Raw genomic sequence first — 17585 nt, 5'->3', positions numbered from 1 at the left:
ACTCCTTTCTATGCAGTAGTGGTATCTTTGCTTTCAAAAAAAGTAACACTATCGCTTCCTAACACAAAAGCAATAAGTGTTACTATTTATATATAATTTATCTTTTTTATTGTTTAATTGTCAATTATAGTATAAAAATCAGCCGTTATCATCCAAAGGAGAATTTAAGTGATGTATAAAAAATGTGCTTTGGCAGTTATGATTACCACCTTATTAGCATCGACATTTCCCCCTATGTATGCTAAGTCTGCTACACCTGTTACTCCTTATAGTTACGAATTGAATTACGCTCAAAAAGAAGGTTATTATAGTCCGTCACATGGAAGCACAGTTACCCGTCAAGGTACAACGTTTGTCGCTATGAATGATTGGCTTACTGATCAATCTGGATTACAGATTACATGGGATCAAAGTGGTACACGCGCTTCTTTAGATGGCTTTATCAAAAAAATCGCTGTTCGTGTAGGTAGCCGTACTGCTCTGTTAGATCACCAAAAAGTGACTTTAAGTGCAGCTCCATTCAAAGCAATAGATCCTTTAAGTGAAAAGTCAGAATTATACCTTCCTATTCGCTTCGTTGTACAAGCTCTCGGTGGAACGGAGCTTCGTATAGACGCCGCAAATCATATGCTAGTTGCAGATCATCTACAATCTCTTAATGTTCTCAAAGATAGTTATCAAGGCACAACATATGCAGTTAAGAAAGCAAACGGAGATATTTATATAGCGCAAGGCAAAAATCTGGCTAAACGAATCGCCTCTATCAATGAGACACTGGATTTGGCAGGTATGGAAGTCACGGCTACGCCTAAAGGATTACGAATTATGCGTATCCATGATTCCTATGGAGAACCTCATATTAACTATCAGGATTTTACTTTAATTTTCAAAAATGGTGCTTTGATCAGGCAATCACATATGAATTATCATTGGGGTGTAGGTACAAATATTGAAATGTATAATGGAAATATTGTATTAAATGATGGTCAGACCTTACGAATGATTGAAGATGGTACAGGCAAAGTAGTAGACACCATTGATCTCTTCAAACTTGGCGGTGGCGAAGACATCTATACTGTCGAGGGATTACAGCCTGATTTCATAGTAGTACGTTCTATTAAAAATACACACTTAACTTTAATAGATCGCCAAACCGGGAAATCAGTTATTTTGTACAAAGAACTATTGAATGCGAATCAACAAGAAAAAGTCGAAGATGACGCACCCCCTATGGGTAGCGATGATCGACTGACTTACGTGAAGCGTAATGGGAATACCCTCTATTTCACATATGATAAAGGCTCTAAAAATGAGAAGAAACTAACGTATACGTTGAAATGATATGTGATCTGTAATCTATTACAATTCCATCTCTGTTGTTATTGATATAAAAAGTATAAATACACCTTGATCACTACTGCATCGTTGCGTATAAGATCAGAGTGATCAAAGGTGTAGTTTTTTTTAAGATCTGACTTAACCCATAGACAAGTAGAAAGGAATTACAGACATGAATCATAAATTAGCTTTTGCTGCTCTATTGGTGTCGAGTGCATTATTTTCAAGCTTTACACCTTCTACTTCGATTCAAGCTGCTTCTATATCTTCGCCTACCTATGACTTCAATTATGCTCAAGATCAGAACAATTATTATGGCTCTTCAAGTGGTACTACGATCACTCGACATGGTGTTACTTTTATTGAAGTGAAGGAATTATTAGCAGGCACATTAGGATTGAAGCTGTATTGGGATCAAAGTAAACAACAAGCGACTTTTAACGGATTTATGAAAAAGATCGTTTTTCGTATAGATAGCCGTACAGCCACAGTGGATGGTAAGTCTATAGCGATGACTAGCGCACCATTTATACTGCAAAATCCTACAACTCAACAAAAAGAAATCTATGTGCCGATTCGCTCTGTTGTACAATTTCTTGGAGGACATTCTTTACATATGGATTCACAAAAGCATGTGATTACTGCTGATCAATTACAAGCATTTAACGTCATTACAGATGTATACCAAGGTGATACGTATACGATGAGAAAGATCAATGGCGATCTGTACCATTCTCACCATAATAGCCAACCTGTTAAGATCGCTTCAATTCACACTCCTTTAGATTTTTTTGAATTTTCTAATATAGGTGTAAGTTCTACCTCCAAAGGATTACAGATGGTTCGTATCCAAAATGCTTCAGGAGAACCTCATATTTATCATGAAGATTTCACCATGATTTTCAAAAATGGATCTTTAATCCGTCAATCTTCTATGGATTATCATTTAAATAAACACACCAATAGTACAATGTATAATGGCAATATTATACTTAACGATGGTCAGAACTTACGAATCATTGAAGATGGTACAGGCAACGTATTAGAAAATATAGATTTGGTCAAACTGGTGGGTAAAAAAGATAAGTATGTCGTTGAATCTCTTCAGTCTGATATTGTGTTACTACGGGCGATCAGTGACTCTCATCTCACATTAATTGACCGCAAAACGGGTCAATCTGTTGTTCTATATAAAGAATTGCTTACTACTGAACAACAAAAATTAGTCGATCCTACGACCATGCCTTTCGGTGTTGACGACCGCTTAACTTATATCAAGCGTATTCATAACATGCTCTATTTCACTTACGGTAAAGACTCTGAAGATGAACAACAAGTAACTTATACGTTGAAGTGAAAAATCATTTATCTACCAATTCTCAAAACTTTGCTTTATGGTTGGTGTATACCAAAGTTCTTCTCAAATGAGATGGCTACTCTCCTGTATTTTATTTTGATACCGATCAGATTTTGAGTCGGTACAGATTTGATCAATGCGGATTTGAGTAGTATGTTGATTATTTATACTAACAACAAAAAGGTGCACACTTCTATGTAAAAAATCGTAGAAGTGTGCACCTTTTTAGTAACATATATGCAAAATTAAAGTTCATTCTAATCAATAGATTTATTTTACTAGATCCTATTTAACTCTATTTAATATATTCAGGCTAATAGAATGCGGTAGTGCAAAAATTATATTTTAGAATATGCCATTTTACTGTTACCAGCTTGCTTTCTGTACCCCGGGAATCTGACCTTTGTGTGCTAACTCACGAAATACGATACGGGATACTTTGTACTTTTGTAAATATCCTCTTGGTCTTCCTGTGATCTGGCAACGGCTTTTGAGTCGAGTTGGCGAAGAATTGCGTGGTAATTTTTGCAATGCTTCATAGTCTCCTTTTGCTTTCAGTTCACGACGCAAATCTGCATATTTAGCAACCATTTGCTCACGTTGTTGTTGACGAACGACTTTTGATTTTTTAGCCATAGTGTAATAACTCCTTTGTTATTCGTAATATTTATTGTTTATTTACAAAACAATTTATTCATTTTGTAGCACATGATTATTCTCTTGTTGATATGGTGCTATATATTTAGTGTCGATTCTAAAATCAATCTATGACACTAAAAAAAATAACGATATTACTACCTTATCGATCTGCTTATTGACCTAATTGTGGAAAAGGATCTTTGAACTTTTTCCAATTGGAGTTCATTTCTTCTTCAGTCAGTAAAGTCTGATCCAAAGACTGTTCAATCTGCGCACGATCCAGATGTATTCCAATCAGTACAAGCTTGGTTACGCGATCGCCCCACACCTCATCCCAATCTGTAGGTAAAGGATAATTTTCTCCCAAATGATATTGTCGTTCTTCCTCCGTCAGAGCAGCAATCCATAAGCCAGCCGGCGATAATTGCTTGGAACTGCCTGCTTGACTGAACGAGATCGCTGTCAGATTACGTGTAGCTAACCAGAGAATCCCTTTCGCACGTACTACTTCTTGTGGCCATTGTGTAATCCATTGCAACAAGCGCTCTGGATGAAAAGGAACTTTGCGTTTATACACAAAAGAACTGATTCCATACTCTTCTGTCTCTGGTGTATGCTCTTCTTTCATCATTTCCTGTATCCAGCCTGCCGATTGACTCGCTTGTTCGAAATCAAATCGCCCTGTATTCAATATCTCCTGTGGATCTACTTTGCCATAAGTGGAACGGATGATTTTGGCATTCGGTTGCAGTCCTCGTAGTGCTGTTTCTAATCGTTCTAATTCATCAGGCTCAATCAGATCACATTTATTCAAAATCAATACATCGCAAAATTCAACTTGTTCGATCAATAAATGCACAATACGGCGTGTATCGTCCTCCCCTGCGGCTTGTCCACGATCTGCAAGAGATTCACGCGAATAATAATCGTTCCAGAAGCCTTGAGCATCCACCACAGTGACCATCGTATCCAGACGGGTAAACTGCGTCAGATCGATTCCCTGTTCTTCATCAATATAGCTAAATGTCTGAGCGACAGGAACTGGTTCGCCAATGCCTGTCGATTCGATTAATAAATAATCATAACGTCCATCACGAGCAAGCCGTTCTACTTCGACAAGCAAGTCTTCGCGTAATGTACAACAGATACAACCATTAGACATTTCGACTAATTTCTCATCAGTTCGCGATAATCCTCCGCCATCACGAATAAGGTCTGCATCAATATTCACATCACTCAAATCGTTTACAATAACTGCTACTTTCAAGCCTTCGCGATTGTTTAACACATGATTAAGCAATGTCGTCTTCCCTGCGCCTAGATAACCACTCAATACCGTTACCGGAATCTTAGAAGATTGTTCGATCATCGTCATGATTGATTCCTCCACTTCTTTAATCGTAATTATTACTATTAATTCTATGAATACACTGTACTCCTCTTATTTCTGATTTGTCAAATGATTTTCAAAATATAAATGATATGAAAATACGGTCATACGATGATCATGTATATCAATTTTTAGTTTACAATCGTAATCGTAACGATTATTATTTAAGAGGTTGATCTGTTGATAATGTACTTCATTTACGTTGGAAGAAATCAACAGGAGTAAGCATAGTATGTACAGACTGACTATATATAAGGGGGATTTTTCTTGTTACTATCTTTTGCTCGCACATTACGTTACCCGGTCTCATTATTGATAATTGTTCTACTATTAAGCGGTTGTACTTCGCCATCTCCATCTTCTACAACTAGTGAAGCAACTCCCAAAAGGCTAACACTTCTATTTAATGTTCAAAGCAATACGATTGATCCACATACTGATGTGAACTATACCGCTTCGCGCGCAGGAATTAGTGAAACACTGGTTAAAGTCGATGATCAGCAACAATTACAACCCTGGCTAGCCACTTCTTGGGAAAGTAAAGATGGACAACACTGGACATTCCAGATTCGTCCAGATGTCACTTTCCATAGTGGTACACCCGTCGATGCTCAAGCAGTTAAAGATTCTCTCGAACGTGTGATTCAAACCAATCCTGCGATTCGTAATGCTCTACATATCGAGAAGATAACTGCTAAAGGGCAAACGTTACAGATTGTGACCGATACCCCTCTTCCTCAATTCCCGTCAGAACTGGTACATCCGAATACCGGTATTATAGATACAACTGTAGATGCAGGTACACCCAGTGGTACAGGTCCTTTTGTACTGGCTCAATTTAAGCCGGGGATAGAAGTCGATGTGAAGCGTAATCCTACGTACTGGGATGGACAGGTGAAGTTAGATGAAGCGACATTCTCATTTAATGAAGATGCTAATGCTCGTCTACTGGCTCTACAATCAGGGAACGCCGATGTGGTCTATCGTTTTCCTGTAGAAAGTCTATCTCAATTACAAACCGATCCTAATCTAGTGATCGAATCGGTTCCCGGCTTACGTGCTCATCAATTAATTTACAATATGAACCATACACATCTGGCAAAATTACCTGTACGTCAAGCCATCGATTCCCTTTTGAATCGTCGAGAGATTGTAGATGCTGTCATGTCAGGTCAAGCTTCTGTAGCCAAAGGGCCTTTTTTGACAGATTCACCATTCTCTCCCCCATACACAGACAAGCCATTTGATATACAGCGTGCACGTACCTTATTCGCTCAAGCTGGATATACAGTAAGCAATGGAGTAGTGACTGATAATGGAACACCGCTAACGTTCAAACTGATCACTTATCAATCACGTGCTGAGTTGCCTTTGATTGCACAGTTATTGCAAGCTAATGCTGCTCAATTAGGAATTAAGCTAGAGATTCAACAAGTGGATAATGCGGATGAGTATTTAGCAGAAAATAAAGATTGGGATATGGCGATCTATAGCTTTATTACAGCACCACGCGGTGATGCAAGTTACCTGCTCAATTCGGTCTATACCCCAACAGGCGGACTGAATTACGGACAAGTGAAAGATGCTCAATTAAATACATTAATCCAACAATTGAATCAAACGGTAGATGGTGATCAACGTAACCGTATTGCTCAACAAGCTGTCGAAATGATTGATCGCAACTTGCTACATTCGTACATTATTCATCCGAATAACTTTGTCGCTCATCAAAAAAATGTGAGTGGCTGGGTTACAAGCAAAAGCGAATATTACATGTTAACGAAAGATCTGGATGTGAATTAATTATGCGTATGTTGATACAAAAAATAACAGGATTATTGCTATTTCTGTTCATCTTATCGTTTATCAGCTTTTGCCTGCTCAAGCTTGTACCCGGTGATCCGGTACGTAGTATGTTGCGGGTAGATGATGTAGCTGTAACCAATGAGCAGATTCAGCAGATGCGAGCACAATTAGGATTAGATCAATCTGTGTTTGTTCAATATGGGTACTGGCTTCAAAATCTATTTTCATTAGATCTGGGGAACTCATATATGACCGGACGACCTGTATTTATTGAATTTATCGAAAAAATTCCGTATACACTGATGCTGACAGGTACTTCGCTATTAGTCATGATGATCATTTCGCTACCACTCGGGATTCTATCTGCTTTATACCGGGGTCGATGGACTGATCATATTAGTCGCATTTTTGCGCTAATCGGTTCTTCGATTCCAAGCTTTTGGTTAGGTTTATTATTAATCGATCTATTTGCAGTAAAGCTTAGAATACTGCCTTCTATGGGAGAAGGTTCATGGCAACATCTTATTCTGCCATCTATTACACTTGGTATCGCTATGTCTGCGGTATATGTGCGATTGGTGCGAGCCAGCATTTTGGAAAGTAGTCATCAAGAATTTATTCGTTCTGCTCGGGCTAGAGGAATTGGCAAAAAGCGTATTTTCACTTTTCATCTCATGCGTCATAGTCTAATTCCGCTATTAACTGTTTTTAGTGAAAGTATAGGTAGTCTACTTGGAGGAACGGTCGTGATCGAAGTTCTGTTTGCTTATCCTGGTCTGGGTAAATGGATTGTCGATGCGATTACAGCGCGGGATTATCCGATTATTCAAGGCTATATGCTATTTATGAGTATTTTTATCGTATTACTGAATATGGCTGTCGAATGGTCGTATCGTTATATCAACCCAGCGATTGCTATCGGTCAGCGGAAAAAAGGAGCGACTTCATGATGAATTTAAGAATAGGACTACGTTATTTCCTCTTGAGTCTATTCCTTTTATTCCTGATTCTCGCTCTAGTCTGGACACCGTATAACCCCTATCATATTCAAATGAGTGATAGGCTTCAGACTCCTAGTGCACTGCACTGGTTAGGAACCGATCATCTTGGAAGAGATCTGTTATCTCGTATTATGGAAGGTGCTCGGACAACGGTAGGGATCAGTCTTACGATTATGTTCGTATCGCTTCTTATCGGTGTTCCGTTTGGATTGTTATCCGGTTATATCGGCGGCTGGTTAGATAAAGGATTCAAAAAAATAATAGATGCATTTATGACATTGCCTGATTATATTTTTGCTCTGATTTTAAGTGGATTACTCGGGCCTGGATTAGTGAACTTGATCTTTGCGATTACAGCGGTCAAATGGGTTAGTTATGCAAGGTTAGTACGAAGTATTGTACTGGAACAACGACAAAAAGATTATGTCCGTCTTGCAGAAATCAGCGGAATGAAGCCATGGACATTAGTGATAAAGCATATTTTGCCTCATACGATCGGTAATCTTCTCGTATTGGCTACGCTTGATATCGGTAAAATTATTTTGATGATCGCTTCGTTATCGTATATCGGTCTTGGGCCACAGCCACCTAGCCCTGAATGGGGAGCGATGTTAAGCGAAGGAAGAACGTATTTTCAGACTGCTCCGCATCTTATGATTTTCCCGGGATTATGTATTGTGATTACTGTTCTACTGACTAATAGCTGGGGTGATATCCTACGTGATCGGTACGATGTTCATGTTCAACCCGTATTATCCAAACGTTCTGTTTCTTCGATTCTATCGCGCAAAGGAGTGTAACCTATGTTATCTATACAAGGATTGACTGTTCATCACCAATCACATACCCTTGTCCATCCGCTTGATCTTCAGCTAGAACGTGGAGAATGGTTAGCTCTTGCCGGTGAAAGTGGAAGCGGAAAAACATTAACCAGTCTGGCGATAGGTGGATTGCTATCAGCAGATCTTCATGCTCATGGCAGTATTGAGTTAGAAGGTCAACAATTATTGCATTTGCCAGAATCCGAACTTCGATTGATTCGAGGACGTGATATTGCATATGTATTTCAAGATTATCAGGGAGCATTCACTCCATTTATTACAGTTGGCAAGCAAATGGATGAAATGATACGTGCTCATACTTCCTTGTCTCGTCAACAGCGTCACTCTATTTGTATAGAACGATTAGAACAAGTAGAATTACCTGCCAAGCAAGTCTATCATAGATACCCGTTTGAATTGAGTGGCGGACAGTTACAACGTGCTGCGATTGCTACAGCATTACTTTTATCGCCTAAAGTATTGATTGCTGATGAACCCACTACAGCACTAGATAGTCTAACTTCTCGCTCTATCATTACGTTGATTCAGCGTATACAGCAAGAAACAGGTATTGCTATTTTGTGGATTACTCATGATCTACGTCAAGTACAGCGTACAGCAGATACATTGCTAATTATGAAGTCAGGTCAAGTCGTAGAATCTGGGAAAAGTCATAGTATCTTTTTCCATCCTACACATCCGTATACGATTCAACTGTTATCGTCGATTCCCAAGTTACCTTCTCGTTATCGTCTAGAATTACAAAATAAGCAGGTGAACATATAATGACTACTCTATTGCCTACTATTTTAACAGCAGAGCATCTAACCAAAACGTACAACGATCATAATCATCCTGCACTGTCTGATGTATCATTGACGATCCGTCAAGGAGAATGCGTAGGGATTGTTGGTGAAAGCGGTAGTGGTAAAAGTACACTGGCACGCTGTCTATTGCGTTTGGAATCGCTAGATCAAGGGACGATTGCATTTCGAGAACAACCGTATCATTCGCTAAAAGGATCTGCTTTGCGCCAAGCCCGTCAACGTATTGGAGCTGTATTTCAACATCCGACAGCCGCACTCAATCCGAAGCTTACTATTATCGACTCATTAATGGAACCACTTGATCTACAGCCAGCATTACGTCCTTCGTTTATCTCGTCTTATCACTACAATCGACAACAGATCGCGACTCAATTGTTAGAACAGGTTCATTTGCCGGCAACATTGTTATCTGCTTATCCACATGAATTAAGCGGTGGACAAAAACAGCGTGTAACGATAGCACGGGCAATTAGCGCTGAACCTGATCTGATTGTATTGGATGAGCCTACAGCAAGTCTGGATGTTACTAGCCAGGCGGCTGTATTGAAATTGCTACAAGAACTGCAACAATCTCTACATCTATCCTACTTATTTATTTCGCATGACCTAGCGGCAGTGTACCAGATGAGCGACCGTATTGTGGTCATGCGTCATGGACAGATTGTAGATCAATTTGTTGCAAATGATCTGTATCATAAAGAGCGACATGAATATACAGCTTCCCTGCTGGATGTATTTTTAGCGTAAAATTATCTATTGCTTCGTTTAAATTCAGCAAGTACTTTTCACTATTTTTTGAGAAGACGAAGTTGAACATATACTTTGAATAGATGCTTTTTTACAAGTTTGAAATTTGCTACTCTTATGACTTTGTAGCTCTATCTTATGAAAGCCTTTTTGACAGTAGATATCTTTCTCTACTTTTGAAAAGGTTTTTTTATTTATCATATTGTAATCATTATGTATATAAAATTATCTTTTCGATAGTTTTAAAGTTATATGTTATCTATTTATAAAGTAAATAATCTATAATATTGACAAATTGTTCATACATCCATATGATTTATAAAGACGTTTGAACTATAATAATAAGTGAGGTTGGTCATTTGCTAAAAAAGATACTACAGAAATGGAAATGGATTGTAAGCCTTTGTCTTATTGTAGGTGTAAGTACAGTTGGATATTATACATATTCGATTTACCAGTTTGCTCATACCATTTCGATTGCAGATGATACTTATCATTCGCCTGCTACTGATCACGAGCAAGCTACTCCTGTATCGATTCCCAAATGGGATGGTAAAGAACCTGTACATATTTTATTGATGGGTACAGATACCCGGGATGCAGATAGTAATGGACGCTCGGATTCGATGATGGTTGCCACGATTGATCCTGTGACCAAAAAAGCCTATATCATGTCTATTTTGCGAGATACGTATGTAGATATTCCGGGTCATGGAAGCAGTCGATTGAATGCGGCATATTCGTATGGTGGTGTAGAACTTGCCAAAGAAACGGTAAGTAATCTACTGGGGATTCCGATCGATTATTATGTAACGATCGACTTTGAAGGATTTAAAACGTTGGTCGATACAATCGGTGGTGTTGAAATCGATGTAGAGAAAAGATATGAATTATACCGATGGCGGTGATCAGCACCGATATGATATTCATTTAACCAAAGGATTACAGCATTTGGATGGAACGCATGCGCTTCAATATGTACGCTTTCGTCATGATGCTACATCAGACTTTACCCGCACCGAGCGTCAACGTAAGTTTTTAACTGCTCTAGCAGCAGAATTGCAAAGCTCGACTTCGATTGTCAAATTACCTAGTATTTTGAGTTCGATTGCACCTTATCTGCATACCAATCTTTCGCTGACTGATATGATCAAATTATCTTCACTCGGCTTAGATATCAATCTCGATAAAACCGAAAAATTGCAGATTCCTCCGAATCATTTACTGCAAGAAATCAAAGTTAAAGGTGCTTCAGTAATCGGCGTAGATAATCGCAAGTTGCACGAATATGTGCAGGAACAATTATCTGAGAGCAACGATAATTGAAGTTCAGATACAAAGTAGACATACAATTAATCTTTTAACAAAGACAAAATGCCTGTGATCGAATGTTGGATAAAAGAACGTTCCGGTCGTGATTTTAACATTACCGTAAGCCCTATTAACGATACGATTAGCGTCTGTGCCAGTGACTTGGTATGGACGCTTTTTGGTAGTTGTCCTGCTTGTACCCCCTCTTCTAAGCGTTCCTGAAAAATAACCGTCAAATACATCTGATGTTCGCGCGTTAAAATTTCGATCTTCTCATCATGGGTGGCTAGCTCCACCATTGTATTAATACAAAAACATCCTCTGCTTGGATTCTCTCCATAAGCTTCCTCAGCAATCTGTTCAAAAAAAGCACGAAATGCTTCTTGTACCGATACATGACTCTGCAACTGCTGATGAACAGATACCGCATGCCATTGATTGTATTTGCGCAAAGAAGATTCAAATAGTTCTCGCTTATCGCCAAAAGTAGCATATAAACTAGGACGCTGTATGCCCATTCCTGTTGTTAGATCTGTTAGAGAGGTCGCTTCAAATCCATTTGCCCAAAATAATTGCATTGCCGCATCCAACGCTTGTTCTTCGTTAAATTCGCGCTTACGTACCATTAGAATTTCACACACCTTTCTGTACTTATCAGTACAATATAATTTTACATATTATTATTCTTAATGTCAAAGGTAATGATTTTCTATTGACAAACGCTTTGCGCTAAAGGTATATTTCTTGCGAATCATTTTATACCAATCGGTATTTAATGAAAAAAATGACTACAAAGGAATGATTGATTCATGCAAACACAGACTGTACATAGACCATTTACTCGTTCTATCGCTTTTTTATTTGCTATTACTTGTGGATTAGCTGTTGCCAATATTTATTATGCGCAACCTTTATTGGACTCGTTAGCTGTAGCATTTGGTATTACTCATTCATTGATCGGTATCGTGATCACAGTCACTCAACTCTGTTATGCAGTAGGTCTATTTCTACTTGTTCCTCTAGGAGATCTGATACCGCGAAGACCGTTAATTATTGGACATATGGCATTGTCTGTGATTGCCCTTGTCGTTGTAGGGTTGTCTCCAACGGTATACATCTTGTTTGGAGGATTAGCTGTGGTAGGATTGTTGGCAGTAGTCACTCAGACACTGGTGGCTTATGCTTCTTCTCTTGCTAAGCCTATAGAGCGTGGACAGATCGTAGGTATCGTCACCAGTGGAATTGTGATCGGAATTTTATTTGCCCGTTCGCTTGCAGGATGGTTGACTGATCTAGCAGGTTGGAGGTCTGTCTATCTGGTATCTGCTTTTCTTATGAGTGTTATGACTATCATCTTGTTCAACATATTGCCGACTGACCGCCAAGTGAAATCCTCGTTATCTTATCCTCAGTTACTTTTTTCTGTGCTGCAATTGTATAAACAACAGCGCCTTTTACAAATACGAGGTGTACTCGCGATGTTGATCTTTATAGTGTTTAGTATATTATGGACTTCAATGGTATTGCCTTTGAGTGAGCCTCCATTTTCACTTACACATACAGCGATTGGAGCATTGGGATTAGCAGGGATTGCTGGCACACTTGGAGCAGTACGAGCAGGCAAATTAGCAGATCAGGGAAAAGCACAATGGACAACAGGTATAGCGCTTGTATTGTTACTGCTGTCATGGATTCCTTTGTCTTGGATAGGGCACTCGTTGTATTGGTTGATCTTAGGGATTGTATTATTGGATCTAGCGGTACAAGCTGTTCATGTGACCAATCAGAGCATGCTTTTTACTATTATGCCAGAAGCACGTGGTCGCTTAACCGCCAGTTATATGATTTTTTACTCTATCGGTAGCGCAATCGGTTCGATGGCTTCAACGATGATGTATAGTTATGCAGGTTGGAGCGGAGTATGTTATCTTGGTGGTGGAGTCAGTATTATTGCTCTACTATTCTGGTTAGTAACGCTAAAAAACCGGCTAACCACAAGTCTTTGACTTGACCTGTGATTAACCGAAGTTCTATTGGGGATGTATCTATGGATAGACTATATTTAGATATATAATAGGCAATAAAGTATCACTTATAATATCTGCGGAGAAGCTTTTTGACCATTCATATTTTGAAATATTTCATCCAATTCAGCTCGTGAAGCCAGACGGGATTTCTCTGAGCTACCGTAACCTACTTCTACTTCACCTGCTTCAATTCGCTCCATAATACTATCTGCAAATTCGTCTACAGGCACGCCCCAATCATGTAATCCTACTCCACCGAGATCCGTATTTACACCGGGTGGTATAATCTCAACTACATCGATCGGTGAACCTAATAATTGTTGACGTAACGATAAGGTAAACGAATGTAATGCTGCTTTGGTTGCGCAGTAGATTGGTGCAGACGCCTTAGGCGAGAACGAAAGCCCTGAAGTGACATTGATAATAGCCGCATTTGTCTGCTGACGAAGATGAGGTAAAAATAACGTCGTCAAATGAATTGGTGCATCCAAATTGATCGCAAGCTCTTGGCGATGAGCTGACCAACTAATTTGCGTATCTTGCATTGAAAAATTACGCTGGATGCCTGCATTATTCATAATCATATTTAATTTTGGGAACTCGGTTAGCACACGATCTGCCAGTCCAACACGATGAGCTTCTTCAGCGATATCGGTTACGATCGTATGTAATGCCGGGTATTGTTTTTGCACATCTTCCAACCACTCTTTACGTCTTCCACAAATAATAACAGTATTGCCCAGTGCCATAAATCGTTTGGCAAAAGCCAAGCCAATTCCTGAAGCTCCACCTGTAATCAATATTGTATTTCCTGACATTTTCATCGTATACCCCTCCATCTATTTATAAAAATAGGACTTCTATTCATATACCCATTTTTACACAAACGATAGCTTAAATAGGATAAAACCGTTTAAAAATAAGCTATTATTGGGATGGAGTGATACCGACAACGCTCTATACTTAGTGATTTAACATCTTCTTATTTTACGCCAAATGATCTATTTAAAATGACTAAAGGAGATGATAATAATGAAACAGCACAATCGATCTCACCGTCAAAAATGGAAGATGTTTTGGATAGTTCTATTATGTATTTTGATGTTATTTGTATTGATGGGAGTTTATCAGTTTATCTTTGCTATATAAAAAATACTGACTACAAATAACTGTAATCAGTACGTTTTATATACATATCTAGCTAGTTATCAGCAGTTCGTTAATCGATAGATTCAATCAACAACGTATACACAATACCAGGGCCATGTACACCGATCGTTAGTTCATTTTCAATATCCGAAGAACGGCTTGGACCTGAGATAAAATGAATACCCGCAGGTAGATGTTCTCTGCCTTTCGTATCCCATGGTAGTAGTAGTTCACCTAACCGTGTATGCAGTCGATCTATAGGAAGTAGGATTATACAGACTGTCGGTAATAAACTAACCGATCGACCTTGTAATTCAGAAGATGTGACCATAACTGTGCCTGTATAAGCGGCGGCTCCATCTGCGAATACAACCCCAATATCAGCTTCGGCGGCTCGTGCTTTCCATGCTTCTTCTGGATCGCTATTCCATGCTGAAATCTGCACATCTGGTAAGCGTTGTTCCAGTGTTAATGCTTGCATTTCCGGTAATTGCTGGCGAACAATATAACGGGCTTTGAGCAGATGACTCTGGTCTGCAATAAAAGTGCCTGCTTCTTCCAACGACTTCATCCGTAAGACATTGCCACCTACTTCGGTAAAATGCTTGGTGAATTTTTCGATCTTTTCAGCTTCATCCCAGTTGAAATCGTGCCAGAAATCCGGTGCACCACGAAAAGGATGTGAGGGTGCTTCTTGGATGCGTGGACGCTGTAGACGATCAGCAATATGATTCATAAACGCCTGCTGTTTGGATTTGGACTTTTGTTCCAATTCTTTAAGCCAATCTGCTTGTGATGATATAGATTGTGCAGAATCAGATGTAAGATGAGAACTCACAGGATTGGGTATAACTGGTGGCTTGCTAGAAGAAGGAGTATGTGATGTATCTTTATTGGTCATGCGACATCCCTCCTGTTCGGCTTGTATGCTTGCCATTTTGACGATCTGCAAGTACCTGTTCCATCCGCTTCTGTACAGCAGGGTCTATCGTTTTCGATTGACGTGCAGTGTCTGTCGATAATTCCTCCCATTGATCACGGAAAGAATGATCAGCTAATGTGGGTGCTACTCTGTACGTATTCCATCCTTTTAAAGGGCCTAATTTGAGTGTGATGCCTTTGTTATGCACTAACGGTTTTTGAGCGATTTTACCAAGTCTCATTGCCATAGCGAACCGTTTGGAATTCGCCATAAGAGTTGCGAACCCTTTCATGCCCAGTGCTTCAAGCTTATCGCCATGACCTCTTTCCACTTTGCGTCGTCGTAATGAGACAAGCATATCATGGAGCGGAATTTTGACAGGGCAAGCTTCATAACAAGCACCACATAGACTGGATGCACTGGCGATATCGTCCCACTCTGCAACATTTTTGTTAAGTGCAGGTGTTAAGACTGCTCCGATCGGCCCACTATATGTTCCACCATAAGAGTGACCACCGATCTGACGATATACCGGACAGACATTCAGACAAGCCCCACAACGGATACAATTTAGCAATTCTTGAAATTCAGGATCACCCAATTGCTGAGAGCGACCATTATCTACAATAATAATATGCATTTCTTCCGGTCCATCAGCATCTGCTGTCCGCTTCGGGCCACTGATTCCAGACATATACATCGTTAAGCGCTGTCCTGTAGCTGAACGGGGCAGAAGTGTAGCCATTACTTCAAGATCCGCCCATGAAGGCACAATCCGCTCCATACCCATCAAAGTAATTTGTGTCTTGGGAACGGTCGTCACCATCCGAGCATTGCCTTCATTTTCAAATAGCACCATAGAACCGGTCTCTGCAATCGCAAAGTTACATCCAGTCATCCCAATATCAGCTTCTAAAAATTTCTGCCGTAGTTTGCGCCGTACATATCCTGCTAGAATCGTAGTATCCGGTTCTAATGTTTCCCCGGCATCTTCAGATAATAATTCCGCAATCTGATAACGATTTTTGTGAATAGCTGGAATAACGATATGCGAAGGCCCTTCACCGGCTAATTGAATGATGTACTCTCCTAGATCACTTTCAATCGCTTCGATCCCGGACAATTCAAGCGTGCGGTTAATATGCACTTCTTCGGATACCATCGATTTGGATTTGATCACAGACTGCGCTTCTTTATGCTTGGCAATGGTCATAACAATGTCGGTAGCTTCTACTGCATTATCTGCGAAATGGACATGGACTCCATGACTACGAGCATTTTCTACAAATAGATTCAGATAATAATCCAGATGAGCAATCGTATGCAGACGAATCTGTCTACCGCGCTCACGCCACTCTTCCCAGTTACCATGTTCGGTAGATGCTACTTTTTTACCACTACGTAGACGATCGGTTGTAAAACGAACGGCATTGCGTAGAAAATCATCATTCAGCGCGATATCTGCCCGTTCTTTCACTGTTCCACGTGTCGAAGATGCTGGATTCATCGTATATTCACTCCTTCATATAGAAGTTCTGCAAGGTGCATCACTCGCACCTGTTCACCACGATGTCTAAGATTGCCCGCTATATTCATCAGACATGCCATATCAAGACCGACCAATACTTCAGCTTCTGTTTCTTTGATATGATCGACTTTCTCGGTCACCATAGCACCTGAGATATCTGCCATCTTTACAGCAAATGTCCCTCCAAATCCACAACAATCTTCCGCAAAAGGTAACGGCACTAACTCTAATCCTTGTACCTGATGTAACAATGCAATCGGTTCGTCTTTGATCCCGAGTAGGCGGCTACCATGACAGGACGGATGATACGTAACTTTGTGAGGAAAGGCTGCTCCGATATCGGTAATTCCTAATACTTTGACTAGAAATTGTGTAAATTCATATGTTTTGCTTTCTAGCTCATGGGCTAATGCTAGATATTCTGGTTCGTCTTTGAATAATTCAGGATAATGATGGATCATATACGTACAAGAACCAGATGGAGATACAACAAAGTCGCTAGATTCAAACGCTTTCAAAATCGTGCGTGCTGCTGTTCTCGTCTCATCCCAGTACCCACTATTGTAAGAAGGCTGACCGCAACAGGTCTGCACTGGAGGGAAATCAAGCTGGATACCATGTGCAGCCAATAGACGTACCATCGCTTCACCGACTTTGGGATAGATTGCATCACTCAGACAAGTAATAAATAACGATACTTTCAATCTGCACACCTCTTTCAT

15 protein-coding genes and 1 pseudogene are annotated in these 17585 nt (G+C 39.8%); 9 read left to right on the top strand and 7 right to left on the bottom strand.

Annotated elements, in window-relative coordinates:
- Positions 1-171 precede the first annotated feature (171 nt).
- Together QE450_RS06740 and QE450_RS06735 are read left to right on the top strand one after the other, a co-directional pair.
- Positions 172-1341 (top strand): stalk domain-containing protein, encoded by a 1170-nt coding sequence (locus tag QE450_RS06740; protein ID WP_307298007.1) that lies wholly within the window; start codon positions 172-174, stop codon positions 1339-1341.
- A gap of 169 nt (positions 1342-1510) precedes the next feature.
- Positions 1511-2695, top strand: coding sequence for a copper amine oxidase N-terminal domain-containing protein (locus tag QE450_RS06735; protein ID WP_307298006.1), 1185 nt, complete (start codon positions 1511-1513; stop codon positions 2693-2695).
- 366 nt (positions 2696-3061) lie between these two features.
- Here the strand turns inward: QE450_RS06735 and rpsN are convergent, their stop codons facing one another.
- Positions 3062-3331: a 30S ribosomal protein S14 gene (gene rpsN, locus QE450_RS06730; RefSeq protein ID WP_273615930.1), complete on the bottom strand. Its 270-nt coding sequence runs from the start codon at positions 3329-3331 to the stop codon at positions 3062-3064.
- Positions 3332-3506: 175 nt separating this feature from the next.
- Positions 3507-4712, bottom strand: a complete 1206-nt coding sequence (locus QE450_RS06725; protein ID WP_373462041.1) for a GTP-binding protein — start codon at positions 4710-4712, stop codon at positions 3507-3509.
- 279 nt (positions 4713-4991) lie between these two features.
- On the opposite strand from QE450_RS06725, the gene nikA reads away from it, so the two are divergent.
- From nikA to QE450_RS06695, 6 genes and pseudogenes are all read left to right on the top strand, one after another.
- Entirely contained in the window at positions 4992-6527 is a 1536-nt protein-coding gene (nikA, locus tag QE450_RS06720; protein ID WP_307298003.1) for a nickel ABC transporter substrate-binding protein, read from the top strand.
- A gap of 2 nt (positions 6528-6529) precedes the next feature.
- A complete protein-coding gene (gene nikB / locus QE450_RS06715) occupies positions 6530-7480 on the top strand; it encodes a nickel ABC transporter permease (protein ID WP_307298002.1) in 951 nt (316 codons plus the stop codon).
- Positions 7480-8331: a nickel transporter permease gene (nikC, locus tag QE450_RS06710; protein WP_307298000.1), complete on the top strand. Its 852-nt coding sequence runs from the start codon at positions 7480-7482 to the stop codon at positions 8329-8331. The genes nikB and nikC overlap by 1 nt, the downstream gene beginning before the upstream one ends.
- A gap of 3 nt (positions 8332-8334) precedes the next feature.
- Positions 8335-9138 carry an ABC transporter ATP-binding protein gene (locus tag QE450_RS06705; protein WP_307297999.1) on the top strand — a complete coding sequence of 268 codons (804 nt, stop codon included), beginning with the start codon at positions 8335-8337 and terminating at the stop codon, positions 9136-9138.
- Positions 9138-9926 (top strand): ABC transporter ATP-binding protein, encoded by a 789-nt coding sequence (locus tag QE450_RS06700; protein ID WP_307297998.1) that lies wholly within the window; start codon positions 9138-9140, stop codon positions 9924-9926. Before QE450_RS06705 ends, QE450_RS06700 begins: the two co-directional genes overlap by 1 nt.
- A 371-nt stretch (positions 9927-10297) precedes the next feature.
- A pseudogene (locus QE450_RS06695) lies at positions 10298-11252 on the top strand (LCP family protein).
- A gap of 26 nt (positions 11253-11278) precedes the next feature.
- Here the strand turns inward: QE450_RS06695 and QE450_RS06690 are convergent.
- Positions 11279-11863, bottom strand: coding sequence for a TetR/AcrR family transcriptional regulator (locus QE450_RS06690; RefSeq protein ID WP_307297997.1), 585 nt, complete (start codon positions 11861-11863; stop codon positions 11279-11281).
- A 183-nt stretch (positions 11864-12046) separates the two neighbouring features.
- Here QE450_RS06690 and QE450_RS06685 point away from each other — a divergent pair, with 183 nt between their 5' ends.
- Positions 12047-13243, top strand: a complete 1197-nt coding sequence (locus QE450_RS06685) for an MFS transporter (RefSeq protein WP_307297996.1) — start codon at positions 12047-12049, stop codon at positions 13241-13243.
- A gap of 86 nt (positions 13244-13329) precedes the next feature.
- Here the strand turns inward: QE450_RS06685 and QE450_RS06680 are convergent, their stop codons facing one another.
- The 4 genes from QE450_RS06680 to QE450_RS06665 all read right to left on the bottom strand — a co-directional run bounded on the left by QE450_RS06680 (position 13330) and on the right by QE450_RS06665 (position 17567).
- Positions 13330-14088 carry an SDR family oxidoreductase gene (locus tag QE450_RS06680; RefSeq protein WP_273615920.1) on the bottom strand — a complete coding sequence of 253 codons (759 nt, stop codon included), beginning with the start codon at positions 14086-14088 and terminating at the stop codon, positions 13330-13332.
- A 395-nt stretch (positions 14089-14483) separates the two neighbouring features.
- Complete coding sequence (locus tag QE450_RS06675) at positions 14484-15314, bottom strand: LutC/YkgG family protein (RefSeq protein ID WP_307297993.1); 831 nt, start codon at positions 15312-15314, stop codon at positions 14484-14486.
- Complete coding sequence (locus tag QE450_RS06670; protein ID WP_307297990.1) at positions 15304-16842, bottom strand: LutB/LldF family L-lactate oxidation iron-sulfur protein; 1539 nt, start codon at positions 16840-16842, stop codon at positions 15304-15306. The genes QE450_RS06675 and QE450_RS06670 overlap by 11 nt, the downstream gene beginning before the upstream one ends.
- Positions 16839-17567 (bottom strand): (Fe-S)-binding protein, encoded by a 729-nt coding sequence (locus QE450_RS06665; protein ID WP_274170222.1) that lies wholly within the window; start codon positions 17565-17567, stop codon positions 16839-16841. Before QE450_RS06665 ends, QE450_RS06670 begins: the two co-directional genes overlap by 4 nt.
- Positions 17568-17585: the final 18 nt, after the last annotated feature.

It is taken from the genome of Paenibacillus sp. SORGH_AS_0306 (assembly GCF_030819345.1).
In the GTDB taxonomy this organism is placed as follows: domain Bacteria; phylum Bacillota; class Bacilli; order Paenibacillales; family Paenibacillaceae; genus Saccharibacillus; species Saccharibacillus kyungheensis.
This window is presented reverse-complemented; position numbering and strand designations above follow the sequence as displayed.

Bases quoted from the DNA above. Each gene is read 5' to 3' on its own strand.
- QE450_RS06740 (WP_307298007.1), top strand. From the start codon at position 172: ATGTATAAAAAATGTGCTTTGGCAGTTATGATTACCACCTTATTAGCA.
- QE450_RS06735 (WP_307298006.1), top strand. From the start codon at position 1,511: ATGAATCATAAATTAGCTTTTGCTGCTCTATTGGTGTCGAGTGCATTA.
- rpsN (WP_273615930.1), bottom strand. From the start codon at position 3,331: ATGGCTAAAAAATCAAAAGTCGTTCGTCAACAACAACGTGAGCAAATG.
- nikB (WP_307298002.1), top strand. From the start codon at position 6,530: ATGCGTATGTTGATACAAAAAATAACAGGATTATTGCTATTTCTGTTC.
- nikC (WP_307298000.1), top strand. From the start codon at position 7,480: ATGAATTTAAGAATAGGACTACGTTATTTCCTCTTGAGTCTATTCCTT.
- QE450_RS06705 (WP_307297999.1), top strand. From the start codon at position 8,335: ATGTTATCTATACAAGGATTGACTGTTCATCACCAATCACATACCCTT.
- QE450_RS06700 (WP_307297998.1), top strand. From the start codon at position 9,138: ATGACTACTCTATTGCCTACTATTTTAACAGCAGAGCATCTAACCAAA.
- QE450_RS06690 (WP_307297997.1), bottom strand. From the start codon at position 11,863: ATGGTACGTAAGCGCGAATTTAACGAAGAACAAGCGTTGGATGCGGCA.
- QE450_RS06685 (WP_307297996.1), top strand. From the start codon at position 12,047: ATGCAAACACAGACTGTACATAGACCATTTACTCGTTCTATCGCTTTT.
- QE450_RS06680 (WP_273615920.1), bottom strand. From the start codon at position 14,088: ATGAAAATGTCAGGAAATACAATATTGATTACAGGTGGAGCTTCAGGA.
- QE450_RS06675 (WP_307297993.1), bottom strand. From the start codon at position 15,314: ATGACCAATAAAGATACATCACATACTCCTTCTTCTAGCAAGCCACCA.
- QE450_RS06670 (WP_307297990.1), bottom strand. From the start codon at position 16,842: ATGAATCCAGCATCTTCGACACGTGGAACAGTGAAAGAACGGGCAGAT.